Origin of the sequence: Actinokineospora enzanensis DSM 44649, assembly GCF_000374445.1 — a bacterium.
Lineage (GTDB): Bacteria > Actinomycetota > Actinomycetes > Mycobacteriales > Pseudonocardiaceae > Actinokineospora > Actinokineospora enzanensis.
The window spans coordinates 201,433-221,851 of sequence record NZ_KB894411.1; the positions used below are offsets into that span (position 1 = coordinate 201,433).

The following is a 20,419-nucleotide window of genomic DNA, read 5'->3' on the forward strand; positions in this document are numbered from 1 at the left end:
GGCGGTTACCCGATCGACCACGTCAGCTCCCCTTCGCCGGGACGACCTGCAGGTACACCGCGGTGAGCACGAAGTTCACGAAGAACAGCAGCAGGAACGTGATCACCACGGACTGGTTCACCGCGTCGCCGACGCCCTTCGGCCCGCCCTTCGGGTTGAGGCCCCGGTAGGCGGCCACCACGCCCGCGATGAACCCGAAGATCAAGGCCTTGATCTCGCTGATCCACAGGTCCGGCAGCTGCGCCAGGGCCGAGAAGCTGGCCAGGTAGGCGCCCGGGGTGCCGCCTTGGAGCACCACGTTGAAGAAGTAGCCGCCCATCACGCCGACCACGCTGACCAGCCCGTTCAGCAGCACCGCGACCAACATCGCGGCCAGCACCCTGGGCACGACCAGCCGCTGCACCGGCGAGACGCCCAGCACCTCCATGGCGTCGATCTCCTCGCGGATCGTCCGCGACCCGATGTCCGCGCAGATCGCCGACCCGCCCGCGCCAGCCACCAGCAGCGCGGTGACCAGCGGCGCGGCCTGCTGGATGATCGCCAGCACACTCGCCGCGCCGGTGAACGACTGCGCGCCCAGCTGCACGATCAGCGTGCCCAGCTGCAACGCCACGATCGCGCCGAACGGGATGGCGACCAGCGCGGTGGGCAGGATCGTGACGCTGGCGATAAACCAGCACTGCTGCACGAACTCCCGGGTCTGGAACGGCCGCCGGAAGATGTTGACCAGCACGTCCAGGCCGAGCGCGAACAGCCGCCCGGTCTCGCGTAACGCGCCTGCCCCGGGAAAGCTCGCGGTGCGCGCGGTCATGGCCGAACACCTGGCCAGGCCGGATCCCCAAGGTCACCGCTGATGCTCTCCACCCGCGGGTAGGGCGTCGGCTGGGCCGTGACCTGGTAGCGCGCCTGCTCGTCCGGGGTCAGCGAGGCGATGATCCCCTCCTGAGCGGCGCTGGGCAGTGACCGCAGGACGCTCATCACCCGGTCCTTGCGCCTGCGCACCGCCTGCCGCTCCGGCAGACCCGGCGTCGGCTCAAGCTGCGGCACCACGCCGCGCACGTCCTCGGCCGACGACCCGTCCGAGTGGCCCGCCGCCGCGTGCGCCTCCTCCTCGGCCATCTGCGCGGCGTCCTTCTCCTCGGACATGCCGATCGGCCCGCGCCTGCGACCGTTGAGGAACTGCTCCACCACCGGTTCGTCGCTGGTCAGCAGCACCTCGCGGGGGCCGAACATGACCAGCTCGCGGCGGAACAGCATGCCAAGGTTGTCCGGGACGGTCCTGGCCAGATTGATGTTGTGGGTGACGATCAGGATGGTGGCGTCGATCTGGGCGTTCAGGTCGATCAGCAGCTGGCTGAGATAGGCGGTGCGCACGGGGTCCAGGCCGGAGTCCGGCTCATCGCACAGGATGATCTCCGGGTTCAGGACCAGCGCGCGGGCCAGGCCTGCTCGCTTGCGCATACCGCCGGAGATCTCGCCGGGGAGCTTCTTCTCGGCTCCCTGGAGGCCGGTGAGGTCCAGCTTCTCCAGGACGATGCGGCGGATCTCGGCCTCGGACTTGCGGGTGTGCTCACGCAGGGGGAAGGCGACGTTGTCGAACAGGTTCATGGAGCCGAAGAGGGCGCCGTCCTGGAAGAGAACGCCGAAGAGCTTGCGGGTCTCGTAGAGCTGGCGCTCGGAGCAGGTGACTATGTCGACACCATTGACCAGGCAGCGGCCGCGGTCGGGCTTGAGGAGACCGATCATGGACTTGAGGAAGACGGACTTGCCGGTGCCGGAGGGGCCCAGCATGACCGAGACCTCGCCAGGGGGGAGAGTGAGCGTGACGTCCCGCCAGATGGCCTGGTTCCCGAAGGACTTCGTCAGGCCCTCGACAACGACCTCGGCGCCCATCGCACCTCCCGACCCGTCGACCCGCGCGTCACCTCGCGCGAACCTCGTTCACCTCCGTGCAACGAGGCAGACTCGAACGGGTTACTCGCGAAGTTACTGTGTTGTTGGCCTCGGCTTCGCCTCGGCGGCGGGATCGCCTTCAGCCGGTCTCTTCCCGCCCGATCCCACTCGGCCCTGGGGGCCTCCTGGGATCGGGCGGGAAGAGACCGGCGCGATCCCGCGTGGTGGTCGAGTTAGGGGTGGCTGAGTTGGGGGGTGGTCGGGTTCTAGAGATGAAAAGACCCGGTACCCCCGTTGCGGGGGTACCGGGTCTTTTGGCTGGTGGGGCTAGATCACTTGACGGTGATCTTGGCGCCAGCGGCTTCGAGCTTGTCCTTGGCTGCGTCCGCAGCCTCCTTGGCGACCTTCTCCAGGACGGCCTTGGGGGCGGCTTCGACGAGCTCCTTGGCTTCCTTGAGGCCAAGGCCGGAGACGACCTCGCGGACGACCTTGATGACCTGGATCTTCTTGTCGCCTGCGGACTCCAGGATGACGTCGAACTCGTCCTGCTCCTCAGCGGCCTCGGCGGGGGCGGCGCCGGGGGCGGCGACGGCGGCGACGGCGACCGGGGCGGCTGCGGTGACCTCGAAGGTCTCCTCGAACTGCTTCACGAACGCGGACAGCTCCAGGAGGGTCATCTCCTTGAAGACGTCGAGCAGCTCGTCGTTGCTGAGCTTCGCCATGGCGGCGGTCCTTTCACTAGCACACCCGGGCTAACGGGCGCGATCTTCTTCCGGGTGGTTTCGATCAGCTCTCGGCGGCGGCGTCCGCGGCGGGAGCGCCTGCCTCGGCGGCCTTCTTCTCCTGCAGCGCGGCGACCAGGCGGGCCACCTGCGAGGCCGGGGCGTTGAACAGCCCGGCGGCCTTGCTCAGGTTGCCCTTCATCGCGCCAGCCATCTTGGACAGCAGGACCTCGCGGCTGTCGAGGTCGGCGATCTGGCCGACCTCCTCGACGCTGAGGGAGCGGCCATCCATGTAGCCGCCCTTGATGACCAGGCCCTTGTTGTCCTTGGCGAAGTCGCGCAGCGCCTTCGCGGCGTCCACCGGCTCGCCCTCGACGAAGGCGATCGCGGTGGGGCCGATGAACAGCTGCTCAAGGCCCTCGACGCCCGCGGCCTCGGCCGCGCGCTTGACCAGGGTGTTCTTCGCGACGCGGTAGGTCGTGCCGGAGCCGAGAGCGCGACGCAGCGTGGTCAGCTGGGCCACGGTGAGACCGGTGTACTCGGTGACGACGGTGGCCGAGCTGGAGCGGAACTTGTCCGCGATCTCGGCGACCGCGTTCACCTTGTCGGGCTTCGCCATGGTGTCGCCTCCTCTCGTGTGCGGTCGCTGGCGACCCCGGAGACGACGAACGCCCCGGCGCGTAGGCGGCACGGGGCGCGGTGGGCCACGGGTGACCCGGATGCGAGACCATGTCCTCCTGCGCGGGCCGCCCACGTCGTGGGTCCTTCGCCTTCCGCCGCACGGGGCGCCGGAGGGAACCAGCGGTCTTCGGTGAACCGACAACCAGCGTACGCGCCAGTGGACACGGTCTCCAAATCGGCCCCCCGGACACGGCATGATGGTCCCCGTGGCCGACCGCGACCCCCACCCCGGCGATCCCTCCGACCCGAACGCGCACCAGCGCGGCGACCACCCCGCGCCACCACCCGCCGTACCTCCCGGCAACCTTCCCGCCCTGCCCCCGGCCGGACAGCCCCCACTGGGCCCGGAAGACACCGAACAATGGCGCAAGTTCCAGGAATTCCAACGCTTCCAGCAGTTCCAGGAGTTCCAGCGCACCCAGGGTGACGAGCTTCCGGGAGAAACATCCCGACCGAAGCGGCGGGGCAAACCGCTGTGGGTCCGGGTGCTGCGTTCGAGGTGGTTCCGCCGCCTGGTCTACGTGATCGTCTTCGTGCTCCTGCTGAACTGGGCCTACGACCACTTCTTCGGCAACCCGGACGAGGACCTCCCCGCCTCGGTCACCGGCGGCAGCAAGGCGAGGCGCACCGTCCTGTTCGCCACCTCGCCCAAGGTCGCCGTGCGCATGGTCTACGACAACATCGCGCAGGAGGTGCTCCCGGACGCGTGCACCCGCTTCGAGTCCGAGGAGGTCGAGATGCAGTTCGCGCGCCACTTCAACGCCCCGGACTGCGCGACCGCGGTGCACCGCCTGCACGCCGACGTCACCGACGTCACCCGATACTCGCTACCGCGCTTCCCACCCCGGATGGACCTCACGCCGGGCCCCGATGGCTCAGTCGTGATCAGCTCGTGCGAGATGGAGGTCCACGATGGCCCCCGCCTCGGCCGGTTCACCGTCAAGGTGATCCCGGGCTCCCGCGCGGACCAGTGGACGATAACCCGGCACGACGCGGAACCGGACCCCTGTCCGGTTCCCAGTCCGCCCACCCGGTAGCCGAGTTCACCGACTTCGCCACTACCTGCAACTTCCGGGGTCGGCCAAAAGACCGACCCCTGTTCAGCCTCGGGACTGATCCCCGCGCGGCCACCCGCGCCCTACCTTGGCCTGCATGGATCAACGAGGCTACGACGGACTGCAGTCGGCGGTGTTCCTCGTCGGCATCTGGGAAGGGCTGGTCCCCTTCGCGTCGAAGGTCTTCGGCTGGGAGCCGAGCCTGGCCCTGCCATTACGCCTGCCCAGCCCGCTGTGGTGGATCGTGTCCGCCGCCGTGGTCGTGCTCAGCATGGCCATGCTGGAAATCCTGGACCGGGCGAAGCGACGCACCGCAACGCCGACCAACACCAAGGTCAACACCAAGGCCAGGGCCGCCGAGTCCCGGGTCTGACCGATGCGAAAGGGCCCCACCGGAGACCGGTGAGGCCCTTCGCACGCGTGCGGCACCGTCAGGCGGTGGCGGCGTCCTCCTCAAGGAGGTTGCGGGTCTTGGCCGGGTCGACCGGGATACCCGGGCCCATGGTGGTGGTGAAGGTGACCTTCTTCAGGTACCGGCCCTTGGCCGCGGACGGCTTGGCGCGGAGCACCTCGTCCAGCGCGGCGGCGTAGTTCTCCACCAGCTTGGCGTGGTCGAAGGAGACCTTGCCGATCACCAGGTGCAGGTTGGACTGCTTGTCCACCCGGAAGTTGATCTTCCCGCCCTTGATCTCGTTGACCGCCTTGGTGACATCCGGGGTCACCGTGCCGGTCTTCGGGTTCGGCATCAGGCCGCGCGGGCCCAGGATGCGGGCGATCCGGCCGACCTTGGCCATCTGGTCCGGGGTCGCGATCGCGGCGTCGAAGTCCAGCCAACCACCCTGGATGCGCTCGATCAGGTCGTCCGAGCCAACCGCGTCGGCACCCGCGGCCTCGGCCTCGGTGGCCTTGTCGCCGGTCGCGAACACGATGACGCGGGCGGTCTTGCCGGTGCCGTGCGGCAGGTTGACCGTGCCGCGGACCATCTGGTCGGCCTTGCGGGGGTCGACACCCAGCCGGATCGCCACCTCGACGGTCGCGTCCAGCTTCACCTTGGAAGTCTCGCGGGCCAGCTGCACGGCCTCAAGCGGCGTGTACAGCCGCTCGCGGTCGATCAGCTCGGCGGCCTGGCGGTAGGCCTTGCTGCGCTTTGCCATTGCTGTTCCTTCTGGCTATCTGTGCGCGGTCCGGGAAGCGAACCGGATGCGCGACGCGGATCAGATGTGGTGCGGGCCAGCGCGTGGCCCTCCCACTGTGTCGTTTGCCTCGGCTTCGCCGAGGCGGCTCGATCGCTTTCAGCCGATCTCTTCCCTATGACTTCCGCTCGGCCCGGGGGGCCAATCGGAAGTCATAGGGAAGAGATCGGCGCGATCTCGCGGGGGGGACTGCCAGGGATAGCTGGAGGCTATCTGGTCTGGGGTTCCCCGGGTAAAGCGCTTACTCGACGGTGATGCCCATGGAGCGGGCGGTGCCTGCGATGATCTTCGCGGCCTGGTCGAGGTCGGTGGCGTTGAGGTCGGTCTTCTTGGTCTCGGCGATCTCGCGGACCTGGTCCCAGGTGACCTTGGCGACCTTGGTCTTGTGCGGCTCGGCGGAGCCCTTCTCGATGCCCGCGGCCTTGAGCAGCAGCTTGGCGGCTGGCGGGGTCTTGAGCTTGAAGTCGAACGAGCGGTCCTCGAACACGGAGATCTCGACCGGCACCACGGTGCCGCGCTGCGACTCGGTCGCGGCGTTGTAGGCCTTGCAGAACTCCATGATGTTGACGCCGTGCTGACCGAGCGCGGGGCCGACCGGCGGGGCCGGGTTGGCCAGGCCCGCCTTGATCTGCAGCTTGATGATCGCTGCGAGCTTCTTCTTCTTGGGTGGCATCTCAGTGCTTCCTTAGTGCTTCGGCAGGGCGGCGCGGAGCACCGCCGTGGACACACCTGGGGCGAATGGCGACGCCCCGGTGCGCCTGTCCGGTCCGATCCCTCGGACCGGTCAGATCTTGGAGACCTGGTTGAACGACAGCTCGACCGGGGTCTCCCGGCCGAAGATCGACACCAGCACCTTCAGCTTCTGCCCGTCGGCGTTGACCTCGCTGATCGTGGCGGGCAGCGTGGCGAACGGGCCGTCCATGACGGTAACCGACTCGCCCACCTCGAAGTCGACCTCGACCGCGGGGCCGCGCGTCGCGGTGGCGGTCGACGCCTTCCCTGCCGCGGGCTTGGCCTCCTCCACCTGCGGAAGGAGGAACTTGAGCACCTCGTCGATGGTCAGCGGGGATGGTTTCGAGGTGGCGCCGACGAACCCGGTGACCCCCGGGGTGTTGCGCACCGCGGACCAGGAGCCGTCGTTGAGCTCCATCCGGACCAGGATGTAGCCGGGCAGCACCTTGCGCTGCACCTGCTTGCGCTGGCCGTTCTTGATCTCGGTGACCTCTTCGGTCGGGACCTCGATCTGGAAGATGTAGTCCTCCATGTCGAGGGTCTGGATGCGCGTCTCCAGGTTGGTCTTGACCTTGTTCTCATACCCGGCGTACGAGTGCACCACGTACCAGTCGCCGGGGGCGGTGCGCAGTGCCTCGCGCATCTCGGCGACCGGGTCGGCGGGGGCGGCGTCGATGCTCGCCGCGGCGCCGTTGGTGGGCAGCTCGGGCTCGTCGACCGCGTCGGCGGGCTCCTCGTCCGCCTTGGCCTCGGTGCCGAAGACCTCGTCGTCGTCGGACAGGCCCGTCAGGTCACTCCCGGCGGCCGCGCCGTTCTCGGAGGTCACAGTTGGTCTCGCTTCCTTTCGTACAGCGTGCGCGGGCGATCCGGCCCGGCCGAGCGTCGGCTCAGCCGAACAGCCAGAACATGCCCTTGCCGAGGCCGAGGTCCAGGCCCGCGACCAGCGCCACCATGAACGCGACGAACACCAGCACGACGGCCGTGTAGCCGATCATCTGCTTGCGCGTCGGCCAGATGACCTTGCGCAGCTCGGAAACCACCTCGCGGAGGAACCGGGCGATCCTGGCGAGGATCGAGCCGCGGTCTTCCTTGCGGTCCCGGGTGGGGGTGGGCCTGCCCTTGCGGTCGACAGCCGCGGAGTCGGCCTTGGCCTTGGCGGCCGGGCGGGCCTTCTCCGGCTTGGCATCCGCGTCGCGGCGCGCGGCCGGACGGGCCGTGCCGCGGCGCTCCCGCCGGGCGGCGGCGGTGGACGGACGGGCCGGGCGCTCCGGCTGTCCCTCTTCCCGCTCCTGGTCCTCGGCCACGCCATCCTCCACTCGGTGGTGCCGGTCCGGGCGGGATCAGCCGGACCGGACGTCAAACGCAGGGGCGACAGGAATCGAACCTGCAACCTGCGGTTTTGGAGACCGCTGCTCTGCCAATTGAGCTACACCCCTTCGCACTTCGCCGGATCACTCTACCGGCGAACCGCGTTCGGACGCACTCGACCATCCCCACTGTAGTGCGGCGGGGACGGTCGGGGCGTTCCAAGCACGAGAGCATACGGTACCGGTGCCGGGGCACCGAAATCGAGTCCCGCGTAACACTGTGACCAGCGGGTTCGCCCCTGCGATGAAGATCACAGGGGCGTTCCCGGCGATCTTGGTCAGGCCAGCGAGCGGACCGCGGCGGCCAGTCGGGAGATGCCCTCCTCGATCTGGTCCACGCGCACGCCCGAGTAGGCCAGTCGCATGGTGGACGCGCCGCCTTCGAGCAGGAAGTCGGTGCCCTTCACGAAGGTCACCCCACGCTCCTCGGCTGCGGGCAGCAGCCGCGCCACGTCCACGGTCTCGGGCAGTTCCACCCACATGAAGTACCCACCCTCGGGGGCAGTGAACTTCGCCTCCGGCAGGTGCTTGGCCAGCGACTCGCACAGCACCCGGACGCGCTCGGCGAGTGCGGCGTTGACCGTGGCCACCGCGTCCTCGAACCGGCCGCTGATGCTGAACTGGTGCACGATGGCCTGGGCCAGCATGTTCGGCGAGATGTAGGTGTTGGTCGCGGCCACCCGCACCTTGTCGATCAGGTCGGCCGGACCGACCAGGTAGCCGACCCGGGTGCCGGGGGCCACGGTCTTGGAGTACGAGCTGGCGTAGACGACCCGGCCGCGGCCCTGGTCCAGGGACAGCATGGTGGGCAGCGGCTCGCCGGCGAACCGGATCTTGACGTACGGGTCGTCCTCGAAGATGACGAAGTCGTACTGCTCGGCCAGCGCCAGCAGGCGCTCGCGCTTGGCCAGGCTGAGCGTGTACCCGGCCGGGTTCTGGAAGTTCGGGATGATGTGCGCGAAGGTCGGCCGCAGCCCGCCTTCGAGCAGGCCAGCGAGCTCCTCGACGTCGATGCCGTCGACCTGCAGCGACACCGGGCGCACGTCGGCCTGGCGGCTGCGCAGGCCGAGCAGGGTGCGGTCGTAGGTGGGCCGCTCCACGACCACCGGCTGCCCGGCGACCACGAGCTGGTCGAACAGGAAGGCGTCGGCCTGCATCGAGCCGTTGGTGACCAGTACCTGGTTCTCGGGGACGCCGTGCTGCTCGGCGAGCAGCCTGCGCAGCGGGAGGTAGCCGACGGCGGTGCCGTAGCCGAGGGCGGCTTCGGGGTCCTTGGACAGTGCGGCGTCCGCGGCGACCTTGAGCCCCTCGACGTCGATGATGTCGACCGAGGGGGCACCGCGGGCGAAAGAGATGAGGTCAGTAGCTGCCACACCTGGAATCTAGATGAACGGGGTGTGGCAGCCGCTACTGGGTTACCAGCTCAGACAGACCCTACGGGCGCACGATCGCGATGGCCTTGCCCAGCACGGAACGACCGTCGAACCGGGCGTCCAGGTTGACCCGGACGGTGCCATCGTCGTTGATCGCGCCCACCTTGCCGGACAGCTCCACCAGCGCACCCTGGTCGTCGTTGGGCACGACCACGGGCCTGGTGAACCGGGCCGAGTAGTCCACCAGCGCGCCCATGCCCCAGTCGGTCACGACCCGGCCCGCCAGCGCCATGGTCAGCATCCCGTGCGCGATCACGTCCGGCAGCCCGACCCCGCGCGCGAAACCCTCGTTCCAGTGGATCGGGTTGAAGTCCATCGCGGCCCCGGCGTACCGCACCAGGGCGGCCCGGCTGATGCGGACCTGCAGCGGCGGCAGGACGTCGCCCACCTGGATCCCGCTCACGCCGCCCCCTCGTCCGCGTCCCGCACGACCAGCTGAGCGCGGGTGGTGATCCGCCGCTCGCCCTCGACCGTGGTGATCTCCGCCCGGAACGAGATGAAGTCGTTGCCCGCGCGGCTCATGATGTTGTCGACCACGGTGTGCACGGACAGCCGGTCACCCGCCACCACCGGGTGGTAGTAGGTGAACCCCTGGTCCCCGTGCACCATCCGGGAGTAGTCCAGGCCGAGGTCCGGGTCATTGACGATCTTGTTGATAGCGTCCAGGTTCACGATCATCGTGAAGGTCGGCGGCGCGATCACGTCCCGGTAGCCCAACGCACGGGCGGCTTCCTGGTCAAGGTACTCCGGTCGGAGGTCGCCGATCGCCTCCGCGAACTCCCGGATCTTCTCCCGTCCGACCTCGTAGATCCGGTCCGCCGGGTACTCCCGCCCCGAGAACGACTCATCCAACGCCACGCCAGAACCCTACCCAACTCACACCAGACGCCTGGGCGCCCGACCGACTCCGTAGACACCACAAAGGGCCGCACCCAGGCATTCCCGGGCAACGGCCCCCGCAGCACACCCAACGCAGGCCCCACCGGCGAACCCGGCGGGCCGATGCGTCAGCGAGTCTCCTTGTGCAGCTTGTGCGACCCGCAGTTCGGGCAGAACTTCTTCATCTCCAGCCGATCCGGGTCATTGCGCCGGTTCTTCTTGGTGATGTAGTTCCGGTGCTTGCAGACCTCACACGCCAGCGTGATCTTCGGCCGCACGTCAGTAGAGGCCACAACAACCACCCTTCCCAAAGTCAAAGTCCCAGCGAACCCCACCCACCCACAGACCCGACCGAGGCCCAAGGGAACCGGCACCTGGCAAGCGAAGCGAGCCAGACCCCGGGGGTCCGGGGGCTTGCCCCCGGCTGGGGGTCTGGGGGGCTCGGCCCCCCAGAACAATGGCGAAGCGACCAGGCCAACACCACCAGGTGTTGGCACAGTTCACCCATCGCGTAGCGGTGGCCGGACTTGAACCGGCGACACAGCGATTATGAGCCGCTTGCTCTACCGACTGAGCTACACCGCTTCGACATGGTTCAAGCCGCGTCACACCGCCGATGTTCCCGGTGTACCGCGGCAGAACCGTCGAGCCCCTTTACGGAATCGAACCGTAGACCTTCTCCTTACCATGGAGACGCTCTGCCGACTGAGCTAAAGGGGCGTCGTCCCTGGGGACGGGCGTAACTTTACACATCCTCCCGGCAGGCTCAAAACCGGGGGTGGGTTCAGGCGATCAAGGTGAGCACCGTCTCGTCGCGCAGGCCCCTGGCCTGCGTCGTCCTTGCCTGCAGCCAGGCTTCAAGGCGGCTCTCGGACAGCGGCCGGGAGATCAGGTAGCCCTGCGCGACATCGCAGCCCATGCCCGCGAGCTGGTCCCGGGCGGCGTCGTCCTCGACACCCTCGGCGACCACGGTCAGCCCGAGCGAGTGACCGAGTTCCACGATGGAGCGAACCACCGCGAGGTCGCCCAGATCGGTGCCCATGCCGAGCACAAAACTCTTGTCGATCTTCACCTCGTCCACCGGCAGCTGCCGCAGGTAGGCCAGCGAGGAGTAGCCGGTGCCGAAGTCGTCCACGGCGAGCACGACGCCGAGGGCGTGCAGCCTGCGCAGCACGGGCAGGGCCCGCTGCGGGTCGGCCATCACACCGGACTCGGTCAGCTCCAGGGTGAGCAGCTCGGGCGGCACGTCGTGGCGTTTGAGGGCGTCGGCGACCCGGTCCGGGAAGGCGGGGTCGTCGAGGCTGCGCACGGACAGGTTGACCGCGGCGGCGATGCGCAGGCCCCGGTCCATCCACTTGCGGACCCGGATCAGCGCCTGGTCCATGACGAACCCGGTGAGCGCGTCGACCAGGCCCGCGGCCTCCACGGCAGGCACGAACTCGTCCGGGTCGAGCCTGCCGAACTCGGGGTGCCGCCAGCGGACCAGCGCCTCCACCCCGAGCACCTGTCTGCTGGGCAGCGCCACCTTGGGCTGGTAGTGCACCTTGACCTGCCCGGTCTCCAGCGCCTGCCGGAACTGGGTGACCAGTTGGAAACGGCGCAGGAAGATCTGCCCCATGGACGGCAGGTACGCGCGCACGGTGTCGCCTGCGGCGCGGGCCGCGCGGAGGGCGACGTCGGCGCGTTGCAGCAACGCGTCCACGTCGAGTTCGAGCGCGGTGCCGTCGCCGCTCTCCAGCGAGCGCGGCGAGGAGTAGCCGACCACGGAGTTGGCCTCCACGGTCAGCCGGTCGACCGGGTACGGCGCGGCGAGGCCGGAACGCAGCCGTTCGGCGACCGCGTGCGCCTCCTCCCGGTCGGTCTCGACCAGCAGCGCGGCGAACTGGCCGCCCTCCAGCCGGGCCAGCGCGACGTCCGGGCCGAGCGCGTCGCGCAGCCTGCGGCCCGCGGCGACGACCATGCGGTCGCTCCAGGCGTAGCCGAGCGCGTCGCTGACCGTGGAGAGCACGTCGAGGTCGATCCGCAGCACGACCGAGTCGTGGTGCCTGCGCAGCGGTTCCCCGGCGGCGCGGCGGAACCCGGGCCGGTTGAGCAGGCCGGTCAGCGGGTCGTGGTAGGCGTCGTGCCGCAGGGTGGCGAGCAGCCTGCGGTTGTCCATGGCGGTGGCCAGGTGGCTGGCCATGGTGCCGATGAGCCGGGTGTCGGCCTGGCCGAACCCGCGCCAGCGGGAAAGCTTGTCGTGCGCCTCGACCACGCCGAGCAGGTGGCTGGCGCTGCGCAGCGGGATCACCAGTGCCTCGTCGGCACCGCGGCGGAGCAGGGCCTGGCGGATCTCCGGGGTGGCGTCGCCGCGGCGGAAGTGCCGCACGGTGGAGCCGGGCAGCCGCAGCAGCGCGTCCGCGCGGGAGCCGGTGGCCTCCACGTCGCGCACCTCGATCGGCAGCTCGTCGCCGGAGACCACGGTGTGTAGCGGCAGCTGCGGGTCGAAGCGCAGCCGGAGCACGACCCGGGCGGCACCCAGCTGGTCCTTGATCCGGTCGGCGATGACCTGCCACTCGTCGGTGTCGGTCACCTCGGCCACGTCGGCCGGGTCGCTGATGCCCAGCGACGGCTTGGCCGCGGCCTGGTGCCCGGAGCGGGCGACGATCAGGCTGACCTCGGAGAGCGCCTCCAGGTCGCGCTGTTCGCGCAGCAGCCCGGAGTACGCGATGTACAGCGCGGAGAGTCCGGCCAGGGCGAGCGCGAGCAGCGGCCAGCCTGCCTCGGCGTGCGCGACGACCTGGTAGCCGATGACGCCCATGGACGCGTTGACCAGGCCGAGGACCAGGGTGCGCAGCACCAGCCGGACGGCGGCGCCGAGCCGCATCCGGCGACCGAGCACCCGGACGCAGACCAGCGCGAGCAGGGTGCTGGACATGGGCGCGGCCAGCGCGCCCGCGAGCGCGCCTGCCCAGGCTGGACCGACGCCGACCAGGGCGTCGTTGACCCAGGTGGAGACGGCGAACGCGGCGGTGATCTCGATGACCATCGCGCCCGCGTTGTAGAGGATGCGGTCCTGGACCTTGCGGACCAGCAAGGTGCCGACGCCCGCCAGCAGGTGCGCGGCGAGGACGACCTCGAACGGGGCCACGAACAGGCCGATGACCAGCGGGATCTCGCAGAAGGTGATCGACCAGGACACGCCGCTGCGCACGTCGATGTTGATCGCCAGCTGCTCGGCCAGCAGGAAGCCGAGGGCCAGCAGCAGCCCGACCCACACCACCTGGGGCGTGACCCGCGGCGGTAACCACCAGGAGACGGCCGCGGCCGAGGTGATCGCCGAGACGAGCACGAAGACGGAGAAGAACAGGAACCGGCGATTCGGGGCGGGTTCCTCCGGCGGCCACTGCTGCCCCTCCGCGGCGGGCGCCTCCGGCGGCAGCGTGCCCTGTCCGGCCGCGCCAGGGTGGTCCGGCATTGCAACCTCCTCGAACGGCCGCGTGGTGGCCCTGCTGGCCTGCCCCGCACCTGGGCGGGCACCCCGACGGCCCGCTGACTGTACCCCGATCAGGCGAAAGAGGCACGTGTGCTAGTTACTCGCGGACACCACCCGGCCGAGCGGGTTCAGCAGCCGAGACGGCCGGACAAGACGGTCACGGCCCGCCCGGTGAGCAGTGCCCTGGCCCCGGACACGGCCACCTCCACGGTCCCGCCCCGAGCCGAGAGTTGCTTGCCGACCAGCAACGACTTGCCAAGCACTGGCGCCCAGTAGGCACCGAGGGCGCAGTGCGCGGAGCCGGTCACCGGGTCCTCATCGATCCCGTAGGCGGGGTAGAAGCACCGGCTGGCGAAGTCGGCCCCCTGGTCACCGGGTGCGGTGACAATCACTCCTCTGGAGGAACCCCGAACAAACGCAGCGAAATCAGGCCGCACCCCCCGTACTTCATCGGCGGAGGCCACCCGCACCAGGAAATCGTCCCGCCCGCGCGCCGCGTCCATGATCGTCACCCCCGGCAGCGCGCCCGCCAGGAACCCGGGCGGCTCGATCGGTTCAAGACTGTCCAACGGGAAGTCGAGCTCGATCCCCCGCGCCGTCCCCTTGGCCGTCAACACGCCACTGCGAGTCGCGAACCGCCGCTCACCCCCGAGGATGTGCGCCGCCGCGAGCGTCGCGTGCCCACAGAGATCGACCTCGGCGACCGGCGTGAACCACCGCAGCGGAATCGGGTCGTCTCCCCGCACATCCACGAAGGCCGTCTCCGACAGGTTCATCTCGGCCGCGACCGACTGCCGCCACCCGTCGGACCGCTCCTCGTCCAGCAGCACCACGGCCGCCGGGTTCCCCCGGAACACCTCATCGGCGAACGCATCGACCACGAAGACCTCGACCATCCCCCGACGGTACCGACGCCCCGCCTCCCCCAAACCCTCCGATCAGCCCATCCCCTCCCACCTCAGCAGATCCTCGATCTCCGCCCGCACATCCACCGCGGGCTCGGTCTCCACCTCCCCTTTCACCCGCCGCCAGGTCGCCACCACCCGCCCATCGACCACCACGACCGGCATCACGAACCCGCCCCCGGTCCACACCCGCCCGCGCATCTCCGCAGGCACGACCTCCCGAGACCGATACCCCAACAGGTACGGATCGAAATGCCCCAACAACCGCACGACCCCTGAACCGGCTACAGGCACGGGCTCCACCTCGCGGAACCCTTTCCGTGCGACCCCCAATGGCAACCCCGACCACGCCGCGAAGTCCTCGGCAGCAGCAGGCGCGTGCCCGGCCACATACCGCTCCGCCAACCGCTCCACCGCGGCATCCGCATCCACCGCGGGCCCCGGATCGAACCGCACATAGGTCGGTTCCGTATCCGACCGATCCGGCCCGCGCCGGATCCGACCGGTCATCGCCGCGTACGCCAACACATGCGCGGGCGCCTGGCTCTTCACGTCGATCTCGATCCCCGCCGAGGCCAGCCGAGCCATCAGCTCGGCCCGGTTCGCGGGTTCGTCCGTCGCGACGATCTCCGCCGCCTCCTCCACCACGTCGTCGGCCAGCCCGAGCCGATGCCGCCGCCCGCGCAGCCCATGCGCGAACCGAGGCCCGAGCAGCGACACGACCCACCCGGCGTCCTCCGCCGCGAGCATGTGCAACGTGCCGCGCATGGCCCAGGTGCGCACCACCTCACCGGAAGCAACCGCACTGTCCACATCGGACCGAGTCAAGCCCTGGGTACGCACCCGGATAGCCAACCGCGCCATCCGGACGTCCTGCGACTGAACGGCGACCACGCGCCGAACCGCATCGACCACGGTCGTCACCCGCGGATCCGCCAACCCCTGGGACACCATGCGCGCGGACACCATGCGCGTGATCACCACGCGAACAGCCGGTCCGGATCGGCCAATGCCTTGAACTCCAGCGCGTTGCCCGCCGGGTCGCGCAGGAACATCGTCCACTGCTCGCCCGGCTCCCCGGCGAACCGCACCCGCGGCTCGGTCTCGAACGCCACGTCCGCCGCGCGCAGCCGGTCCACGAACCGGTGAAACTCGGTGATGTCCAGCACCAGACCGAAGTGCGGCACCGGGACGCCGTGCCCGTCGACCGCGCCCGCGACCGCCTCCCGCCGCTCGGCGAGATGGGTCACGACCTGGTGTCCGGCGAGGTCCCAGTCGATCCAGGTGTCGGCCGCGCGCCCCTGCGGGCAGCCAAGCACCTCCCCGTAGAAGCGCCGCGCGGCGGTGAGATCGTCGACCGGGATGGCGAGGTGGAACGCGGGTCGGCCCATCCCATGACGGTACCGGCGAAAATTCTTCGTCGGCCGCGGCAACCTTTCCCGGTGCCGCCCCGGTCTAGGGGGTGAACTGGGTCGATACAGCCCGGGAGGAGGCGGTGTGCGCGGCGGCGAGGCCCGCTTCGACGACTTCGTGCGGCAGCGGTACGACCAGCTGCTGCGCTACGCCGTCATGCTGACCGGCCGCCGGTGGGACGCCGAGGAGATCGTGCAGGAGGCGCTGCTGCGCTGCCTGCGCCGATGGCGCCGGGTACCCGCCGAGAACGAGGTCGCCTACGCCCGCAAGGCGATCTACCACGAGTTCCTGCGCCAGGCGAAGCGCAGGCCGCAGGTGGCGCTGGACGAGCTCGTCGAGCAGGCCGACCTGGCCGAGCTCGCGGACCTCGCGGGCGAGGTGGTCGGGCGCGACCACGTGCTGGTCCTGCTGCAGCAGCTGCCGCCCCGACAGCGCGCGGCGGTGCTGGCGCGGGTCGTGTGGGACCTGTCCGAGGCGCAGACGGCCATCGAGCTGGACTGCTCGGTCGGCACGGTCAAATCGCTCACCAGTCGCGGGATGGCGCGGGCGCGGCAGGTGTTGGCGGAACAGCAGGCGACGGCACCGGGAGGAGGGGAACATGATGGCCGACGAGCGGGACGACGCGGTGTACCGGATGCGCGGGCAGCTCACCAGCCTGGACGTGCGCACAGCACCTGAGCACGTCGAGCGGGTACTGCGCGAGCTGCACGGGCGCAGGCGGGACCAACGTCAGCAGCGGATGCAGATGCTGGCCGCGGTGGCGGTCGTCGTGGTCGCGGTGGCCGGGGCGTTCGCGGTAGCCGCGCGCACCGAGGGGGTGCCGGGGAAGATGGACACCGCGGTCGGGCCGACCCCGGTGACGGAATGGCCGGTGCGTGGGGAACTGGCCGGGGACAAGACGTTGCTCCGGCACGCCGAGGACATCTGGCAGGCGTCGGCGACACCGCCCGAGGGGCCGGTGCACGCGCTGTTCGCGGGGATGTCGCCGAACCACACCTCCAGCGTGATCGCGGTGGCGTTGGCGGCGGACGTGCCGGACGGACCCGACCAGGTCGCGTTCGTGACCACGCCGGTCGACACCGACGGCAAGCCGGACAAGGACAAACTGCTGCTGCGCGCGTTGACCACGGTCGCGCCGGGACAGCAGGGCGTCGGCTTCCTGGCCGCGCATCCCGCGGGCGTCGACGACCCGATCCCGGACAACGGCAGCTTCGGGCTGGCGCTGGCCGCGCCGCGGACCGCCGACGCCGCGGTGCGCACCAGCATGGTCGACCGCGAGGACGCGATGAGCCCGAGCATCGAGCCCGGCGTGCTGTGGCCGGTGTTCGAGTACGGCGTCGGCGCCTGGAACGCCACCCTGGACGTGCTGGCCGCGGCCGAGGTGCGGCCCAAGTCGTACCCGCTGGCCGCGGGCGTGGACGACCCGGACGTCGGACCGGTCGAGCTGCGCGGGCCGGAGAACGCGCTGCGCGCGGTCGGGCCGGGGATCCGGGTCGGCGACCTGATCGCCATCCCGGACGGGCTGGTCGGGGTGGTGCGCGACGCCGACGGCACCGTCGACACCCGGCTGACCTCGGTCGGCGGCGTCGGCGAGGTCCAGGTCGCGATCACCCGCATCCCGGGCAGCCTGGTGGACGACGAGAGCGGCGGCACCCGGTTCGTGCCGTCCGCGCTGGCGCCCGCGGAGATCAACCCGGGGAACCGGCTGGTGGTGAGCGCCGCCGAGCACCCGGAGGTGTCGTTGAACGTCGCCGTGCTGGACGGCACGGCGGGGAACTGGCTCGCCCGGCGCGCCGCCGACCCCGGTTCCGGGCAGGCCGCGCTGCGGATCAGGGTGCGGTGAGCCGGTGTCGAGGAGGCCCGCGGGCAGGACGGGGACGGGGTGGCCGGTGCCGCCCCGTCCCCGGGCGCCCCGGTCAGGTCGGCGAGACCCAGCCGGAGCCCCACACCGTGATGCCCGGACCCCAGTCCTTGAGCAGGCGGAAGTAGTGCTCGTGGTACGGGTAGGTGCCCGACCAGCAGTAGCCGTAGGCGTTGCCGTTCAACGAGTAGCGCACGGTCGGCCCGATCTTGGTGTCGGTGCCGTACGCGTCCCACATCTCGATCCGGACTTCTTTGCCGAAATAGGTCGGATCGCTGCCACCGGTGCCGCGCAGGCTGACGCATGCCTTGCTGTCACTGCTCGGCCAGAACGAGCGAGAGGCGAGAGAACTTTGGAACGTGAAGTTGTAGTTGAAGGGAATCTTGTCGGTGGGCAGGAACACGCCGCCTGCGGGGCGGTCCTGCCCGGTGTCGACCACCATCGGGAGCGTGGGCGCCCCGGGAACCGGTCCACTCGTCAACAGCCGAGCGGACACCGTCCATTCCTTCTCGGGCGCCGCGCCTGCGTCGGTCGCCAACGCGCCAACCGCGAGTACTGAGAGAACCGCGGCGGCGAATCTCCGTAACGGTGCCATGGGTTCGACCCCCCGTTTGTAGGACCCGGAAGACAGGAAAGGAAAGCTAGCCAGTGCACACCTGGGCCGACGTCCCGCAATCGGGTGACACCGACTCAGCATATAGCGCTGACCAGCCGGAACGTAGCGTATGAGGCAACCGGGACCGGCCACCGGGACCAACCGGGTCCCCCGTTCGGCGCAACGCGGCTATTCTGTGAATTACCGGGCCGCGCCGCCGGACGGACCACGCCTGTCCAACCGCCACCAACCGGACCCGATAAATCGGGCGACTCCCCCAGAATTTCCGCCGGGCTGGCTCCCCCGCGGAAATCGCGTCCGGATCGCGCCGCCCTCGCGCGCGATGCGGACGCCGGGACCGGCCACACTGTGCAGGGGTGTGGCCGGTCCCACCAACCCTCGACTCGCGACTTCCTGACTCGACCGGGCGACATCCCTGGAACCGCCCGCCACCTGGTGGTTAGGTATCCCGACAACCACCGGACCGAGATCCCCGAGGGCCCCATGACAGCCACCAGGACCTGCCCCCTGTGCACATTCCCCACGGCCCGCGTGGTGGCCGAAACGGACCATTTCTACGCCCGCCCGCACGATTTCCCGGCCACCGCGGGCCACGTGGAGATCATCCCCAAACACCACGTCGAGTCGTTCTTCGACCTCACCCCGGCCGACCTGGAGGAGCTGCACAGCCTCATGCACCGGGTCCGCGCCAAGATCGAGGAAGACCACCGCCCCCTCGCCTACACCATCGGCGTCAACGACGGCGCGGCCGCGGGCCGCACCATCGACCACCTCCACATCCACCTGATCCCCCGCTACCTGGGCGACGTCCCCAACCCGCGCGGCGGCATCCGCCAGATCTTCCCGGACCAGACCACATTCCTGGGCTAAGGAAATCGTCATTACCGATTGCCATTGGCACTCTCGCTGGTCCACGCCCACACCCGCCCAGCGCCCGCCGACCAAGCTCGCACCGTGGAGTCCGGGGCTCGGCCCCGGAAACGAGGACGACCGACCAGTCCCACGCTTTTCGTGGGGCATAGGTCGGTCATCGGTCGTGGCGGGTAGAGGATTCGAACCTCTGAAGCTTTCGCGACGGACTTACAGGCAATCCCGCTACCATACCTGACCTGCGAAAACCGTCTTCCACAGCGTAACTTCGGTACGCATTCGGCACAACCTCGGCCGTCCGTCGTCGCCGGACACCCGGTTACGTGCCTCCCGCACGCTTGGGTACCGGGGGTCTGCGGGGAACCACGGGCGTCCACTACTCGGGCCACTGGTCCCGCACGCGGGATGTTCCGTGGACGTGATGTGCGCGGTGAAAGTCGCGGTCGTCGTCCCCGCGCACGCGGGGATGTTCCCGACCGGTGACATAGCCGGCATCTCGTAGGTCGACTGCACGTCGTGACGAGCCCTTTCAACTTGCGCTCAAGCTCCGCTGAACTCGTCATGCTTGGCGGGGTGTTCGCCTTTTCTTGATCAGCGCGCGCAACTCGGCAGGTGTCAACCATTGTGAACCGCGGTGGATCATTCTGTGGCAGTTGGAGCACAGGACGACTAGGTCCGATGTGCGGGTCTTGACCGGGCCCGTGACGTGTAGGGGGACTGCGTGGTGGATCTCGGCGAAGCCTTCCCCGCGCTCGCCGTAGGTGAACGCGAAGTCGAACGTGCAGACCTCGCATTCAAGTCGCCCATGGCGAGCGAGGACTTCCTGGATCTTCCGGCGTCGGAGGGGGCGGTTGCGCTCACGCGCAAGGTGACGACGTTGGAGCAAGCTCCCTTCCGCGGCTCCCTCGTCAACGCCATCGACCACCGGTGGCACGTCGCCCAGCCTCCCAGCCAGCAGCTCCGTTCGGATGGCTGCCGCGACTAGATGGGTAAGTCCAAGGGGTAGACGTCTGGAGACAGGGGGCGAGGGTGTCGATGATCGGGTTGTGACGACCGACATTGACACCCTCGCGACCGCACTCTACGTCAGAACCGACGACCTGCTGAAGGACGCGCCGCATCTGGCGCCGTGGCGGCCGCGGGTCGGTCTCAAGCCGCGGTTGACCGACGCGGAGCTGGTCACCCTGGCGATGGTGCAGGCCCTGCTCGGGTTCACCAGTGAGGCGCGGTTCCTGCGCCACGCCCACGCCCGCCTGCACCATCTGTTCCGCTACCTGCCCGGCCAATCCGGCTACAACAAGCGGCTTCGTAACGCCGCCGGTCT

Annotated in this window: 24 protein-coding genes, 3 tRNA genes and 1 pseudogene; 7 read left to right on the top strand and 21 right to left on the bottom strand. The window is 69.7% G+C overall.

The annotated features are described in order from the left end of the window. Window positions 1-22: 22 nt before the first annotated feature. From C503_RS0114045 to rplJ, 4 genes are all read right to left on the bottom strand, one after another. Entirely contained in the window at window positions 23-811 is a 789-nt protein-coding gene (locus tag C503_RS0114045) for an MlaE family ABC transporter permease (protein ID WP_018682852.1), read from the bottom strand. Then, window positions 808-1,893, bottom strand: a complete 1,086-nt coding sequence (locus C503_RS0114050; RefSeq protein ID WP_018682853.1) for an ABC transporter ATP-binding protein — start codon at window positions 1,891-1,893, stop codon at window positions 808-810. Before C503_RS0114050 ends, C503_RS0114045 begins: the two co-directional genes overlap by 4 nt. A 332-nt stretch (window positions 1,894-2,225) precedes the next feature. After that, window positions 2,226-2,615, bottom strand: coding sequence for a 50S ribosomal protein L7/L12 (gene rplL / locus C503_RS0114055; protein ID WP_018682854.1), 390 nt, complete (start codon window positions 2,613-2,615; stop codon window positions 2,226-2,228). Window positions 2,616-2,679: 64 nt separating this feature from the next. Then, the gene (gene rplJ / locus C503_RS0114060; RefSeq protein WP_018682855.1) at window positions 2,680-3,234 is read right to left on the bottom strand and encodes a 50S ribosomal protein L10; all 555 of its coding nucleotides are present in this window, start codon (window positions 3,232-3,234) and stop codon (window positions 2,680-2,682) included. Window positions 3,235-3,502: 268 nt separating this feature from the next. Between rplJ and C503_RS0114065 the strand changes: the two genes are divergently transcribed. After that, on the top strand, window positions 3,503-4,333 hold the full coding sequence (locus tag C503_RS0114065) for a hypothetical protein (RefSeq protein ID WP_156893192.1): 831 nt from the start codon (window positions 3,503-3,505) through the stop codon (window positions 4,331-4,333). Window positions 4,334-4,448: 115 nt separating this feature from the next. Beyond that, complete coding sequence (locus C503_RS39295; RefSeq protein ID WP_051114820.1) at window positions 4,449-4,724, top strand: hypothetical protein; 276 nt, start codon at window positions 4,449-4,451, stop codon at window positions 4,722-4,724. A 58-nt stretch (window positions 4,725-4,782) separates the two neighbouring features. On the opposite strand, the gene rplA is transcribed toward C503_RS39295, so the two are convergent. The 15 genes from rplA to C503_RS0114145 all read right to left on the bottom strand — a co-directional run bounded on the left by rplA (window position 4,783) and on the right by C503_RS0114145 (window position 15,726). Then, the gene (gene rplA, locus C503_RS0114075) at window positions 4,783-5,505 is read right to left on the bottom strand and encodes a 50S ribosomal protein L1 (RefSeq protein WP_018682858.1); all 723 of its coding nucleotides are present in this window, start codon (window positions 5,503-5,505) and stop codon (window positions 4,783-4,785) included. Between the two features lie 280 nt (window positions 5,506-5,785). Next, window positions 5,786-6,217, bottom strand: a complete 432-nt coding sequence (gene rplK, locus C503_RS0114080; protein WP_018682859.1) for a 50S ribosomal protein L11 — start codon at window positions 6,215-6,217, stop codon at window positions 5,786-5,788. Window positions 6,218-6,328: 111 nt separating this feature from the next. After that, on the bottom strand, window positions 6,329-7,102 hold the full coding sequence (gene nusG, locus C503_RS0114085) for a transcription termination/antitermination protein NusG (protein ID WP_018682860.1): 774 nt from the start codon (window positions 7,100-7,102) through the stop codon (window positions 6,329-6,331). A gap of 61 nt (window positions 7,103-7,163) precedes the next feature. After that, window positions 7,164-7,580 (bottom strand): preprotein translocase subunit SecE, encoded by a 417-nt coding sequence (gene secE / locus C503_RS0114090; RefSeq protein ID WP_018682861.1) that lies wholly within the window; start codon window positions 7,578-7,580, stop codon window positions 7,164-7,166. 59 nt (window positions 7,581-7,639) lie between these two features. Further along, a tRNA-Trp gene (locus C503_RS0114095) sits at window positions 7,640-7,712 on the bottom strand. Window positions 7,713-7,921: 209 nt separating this feature from the next. Then, the gene (locus C503_RS0114100) at window positions 7,922-9,016 is read right to left on the bottom strand and encodes an aminotransferase-like domain-containing protein (protein ID WP_018682862.1); all 1,095 of its coding nucleotides are present in this window, start codon (window positions 9,014-9,016) and stop codon (window positions 7,922-7,924) included. Window positions 9,017-9,077: 61 nt separating this feature from the next. Further along, window positions 9,078-9,479: a MaoC/PaaZ C-terminal domain-containing protein gene (locus tag C503_RS0114105; protein WP_018682863.1), complete on the bottom strand. Its 402-nt coding sequence runs from the start codon at window positions 9,477-9,479 to the stop codon at window positions 9,078-9,080. Further along, a complete protein-coding gene (locus C503_RS0114110; protein WP_018682864.1) occupies window positions 9,476-9,934 on the bottom strand; it encodes a MaoC family dehydratase N-terminal domain-containing protein in 459 nt (152 codons plus the stop codon). The genes C503_RS0114105 and C503_RS0114110 overlap by 4 nt, the downstream gene beginning before the upstream one ends. A 149-nt stretch (window positions 9,935-10,083) precedes the next feature. Further along, complete coding sequence (gene rpmG / locus C503_RS0114115) at window positions 10,084-10,248, bottom strand: 50S ribosomal protein L33 (protein ID WP_026316293.1); 165 nt, start codon at window positions 10,246-10,248, stop codon at window positions 10,084-10,086. A gap of 219 nt (window positions 10,249-10,467) precedes the next feature. Then, window positions 10,468-10,540, bottom strand: a tRNA-Met gene (locus C503_RS0114120). Window positions 10,541-10,602: 62 nt separating this feature from the next. Next, window positions 10,603-10,675 (bottom strand) — tRNA-Thr (locus C503_RS0114125). A 64-nt stretch (window positions 10,676-10,739) separates the two neighbouring features. Further along, entirely contained in the window at window positions 10,740-13,412 is a 2,673-nt protein-coding gene (locus tag C503_RS0114130; protein WP_018682866.1) for a putative bifunctional diguanylate cyclase/phosphodiesterase, read from the bottom strand. A gap of 146 nt (window positions 13,413-13,558) precedes the next feature. After that, window positions 13,559-14,326 carry a PhzF family phenazine biosynthesis protein gene (locus tag C503_RS0114135; RefSeq protein WP_018682867.1) on the bottom strand — a complete coding sequence of 256 codons (768 nt, stop codon included), beginning with the start codon at window positions 14,324-14,326 and terminating at the stop codon, window positions 13,559-13,561. 42 nt (window positions 14,327-14,368) lie between these two features. Next, window positions 14,369-15,319, bottom strand: a complete 951-nt coding sequence (locus C503_RS39300; RefSeq protein ID WP_018682868.1) for a DNA glycosylase AlkZ-like family protein — start codon at window positions 15,317-15,319, stop codon at window positions 14,369-14,371. Further along, on the bottom strand, window positions 15,313-15,726 hold the full coding sequence (locus C503_RS0114145) for a VOC family protein (RefSeq protein WP_018682869.1): 414 nt from the start codon (window positions 15,724-15,726) through the stop codon (window positions 15,313-15,315). Before C503_RS0114145 ends, C503_RS39300 begins: the two co-directional genes overlap by 7 nt. A gap of 106 nt (window positions 15,727-15,832) precedes the next feature. Here C503_RS0114145 and C503_RS39305 point away from each other — a divergent pair, with 106 nt between their 5' ends. Together C503_RS39305 and C503_RS0114155 are read left to right on the top strand one after the other, a co-directional pair. Then, window positions 15,833-16,426 (top strand): sigma-70 family RNA polymerase sigma factor, encoded by a 594-nt coding sequence (locus tag C503_RS39305; protein WP_018682870.1) that lies wholly within the window; start codon window positions 15,833-15,835, stop codon window positions 16,424-16,426. Continuing rightward, window positions 16,347-17,591 carry a hypothetical protein gene (locus C503_RS0114155; RefSeq protein WP_156893193.1) on the top strand — a complete coding sequence of 415 codons (1,245 nt, stop codon included), beginning with the start codon at window positions 16,347-16,349 and terminating at the stop codon, window positions 17,589-17,591. The genes C503_RS39305 and C503_RS0114155 overlap by 80 nt, the downstream gene beginning before the upstream one ends. Window positions 17,592-17,664: 73 nt before the next feature. On the opposite strand, the gene C503_RS0114160 is transcribed toward C503_RS0114155, so the two are convergent. After that, window positions 17,665-18,147 carry a hypothetical protein gene (locus C503_RS0114160; RefSeq protein ID WP_156893194.1) on the bottom strand — a complete coding sequence of 161 codons (483 nt, stop codon included), beginning with the start codon at window positions 18,145-18,147 and terminating at the stop codon, window positions 17,665-17,667. Window positions 18,148-18,759: 612 nt separating this feature from the next. On the opposite strand from C503_RS0114160, the gene C503_RS0114165 reads away from it, so the two are divergent. After that, on the top strand, window positions 18,760-19,095 hold the full coding sequence (locus C503_RS0114165; protein ID WP_169514539.1) for an HIT family protein: 336 nt from the start codon (window positions 18,760-18,762) through the stop codon (window positions 19,093-19,095). Window positions 19,096-19,654: 559 nt separating this feature from the next. On the opposite strand, the gene C503_RS48865 is transcribed toward C503_RS0114165, so the two are convergent. Next, window positions 19,655-19,924 (bottom strand): HNH endonuclease, encoded by a 270-nt coding sequence (locus C503_RS48865; RefSeq protein WP_245572479.1) that lies wholly within the window; start codon window positions 19,922-19,924, stop codon window positions 19,655-19,657. On the opposite strand from C503_RS48865, the gene C503_RS47855 reads away from it, so the two are divergent. After that, a complete protein-coding gene (locus C503_RS47855; RefSeq protein ID WP_018682875.1) occupies window positions 19,820-20,080 on the top strand; it encodes a hypothetical protein in 261 nt (86 codons plus the stop codon). The two genes, C503_RS48865 and C503_RS47855, sit on opposite strands and share 105 nt — an antisense overlap. A 61-nt stretch (window positions 20,081-20,141) precedes the next feature. After that, a pseudogene (locus C503_RS0114180) lies at window positions 20,142-20,419 on the top strand (IS982 family transposase); the annotation flags it as partial.